Origin of the sequence: Kitasatospora sp. NPDC058046 (genome assembly GCF_042885595.1) — a bacterium.
In the GTDB taxonomy this organism is placed as follows: domain Bacteria; phylum Actinomycetota; class Actinomycetes; order Streptomycetales; family Streptomycetaceae; genus Kitasatospora.
In genome coordinates this window covers 76536-77759 of the sequence record NZ_JBHVRS010000036.1, presented here as the reverse complement: position 1 = coordinate 77759, position 1224 = coordinate 76536, and the positions used below count along the sequence as shown (strand labels likewise).

Annotated in this window: 1 protein-coding gene and 1 pseudogene; one reads left to right on the top strand and one right to left on the bottom strand. The window is 72.6% G+C overall.

Annotated features, from left to right (window positions below):
* Positions 1–444, bottom strand: a 444-nt coding sequence (locus ACFVU7_RS41725) for a hypothetical protein (protein WP_388051546.1), incomplete at its 3' end; no start/stop codon positions are given.
* Here ACFVU7_RS41725 and ACFVU7_RS41720 point away from each other — a divergent pair.
* A pseudogene (locus tag ACFVU7_RS41720) lies at positions 431–1224 on the top strand (hypothetical protein); the annotation flags it as partial. The gene ACFVU7_RS41725 and the pseudogene ACFVU7_RS41720 overlap by 14 nt on opposite strands.

Here is a 1224-nt window from a genome sequence, read left to right as displayed (position 1 = left end):
GGGCGGGTCGTCGGGGGAGAAGCCGCTGGTCGATCGGGGTTCCGGGTCCACGTTGGACGGGAAGCCCGGTGAGAAGTGGGTGTCCCGGGATTCGGGCGACCGCAGGTCGACGACCATGGACGACCTCAAGAAGTCGGGGGACGCGGACACCCCCTCGCCGAGGGAGCACGAGGGCGGCACCGACGGGTCGAAGCAGAAGCCCTCCGCGGGCGAGGCCCCGGGCAAGGGGGACCGGCCCACCCCGGACCAGACGCGGCAGAGCGGCCGGCAGGAGGGGACGACGACGAAGTCCGAGGGCTCGGCGCCGAAGAAGCCCACCGTGCGGCCGTTCGGTCCCGAGAAGGTGAGGACCCTCGCCGATGGCCCCCAGGACGGGGCGGGGCCGAGGAGCAGCACCTCGGAGTCGGGGATGCGACCCGGCGGCTCCAACGTGAAGACCGTCACCGAGGCCAAGCCGACCGAATCGGGGGCGGGCGGCTCGACCAAGGTCGGATCGTCCACCGAGAAGCCCGTGAGCAAGACGGAGCCCTTCTCCGGCCGGGGCGATCGTCTCGGCGGGGGGGCGCGGGTCTCCGAGGACGCCGGAGCGTCGAACCGAACCGGCCCGCGGAGCGGATCCCAGCAGGAGTTCCCGAACGCGGAGGCATCGACGAACAGCCGGGGTCCGCAGTCGGAGCTGGCGGCGAAGCAGGAGACCGCGGCGAACGCCCGGATCGCCAAGGCCAAGGCCGAGGCCGATGCGGCGGCAGCGGCGAAGGCGGGTGTGGGGTCCGAGGCCGGCAACGCGGGGGCGAAGGTGAAGTCCGGTGCGGGGGTTGAGGGTTCGGGTTCGTCGGAGTGGGTCAAGTCGCCGTCGGAGTTGACGGACAAGCGGGAGGCCGCGGCGAGGCGGGAGGCCGCGGGGAATGCCTGGGCGACGGAGCCCAAGGGTGAGGCGCCTGCTGGGGCGAAGGTGAAGCCCGGTACGGGGGTTGAGGGTTCGGGTTCGTCGGAGCGGGTCAAGTCGCCGTCGGAGTTGACGGACAAGCGGGAGGCCGCGGCGAAGCGGGAGGCTGCGGGGAAGGATTGGGTGACGCCCAAGGGTGAGGAGCCTGCTGGGGCGTCCGAGAAGTCCGGTGCGGCGGTGGGGGGTTCGGGTTCGTCGGAGCGGGTCAAGTCGCCGTCGGAGTTGACGGACAAGCGGGAGGCCGCGGCGAAGCGGGAGGCTGCGGGGAAGGATTGGGT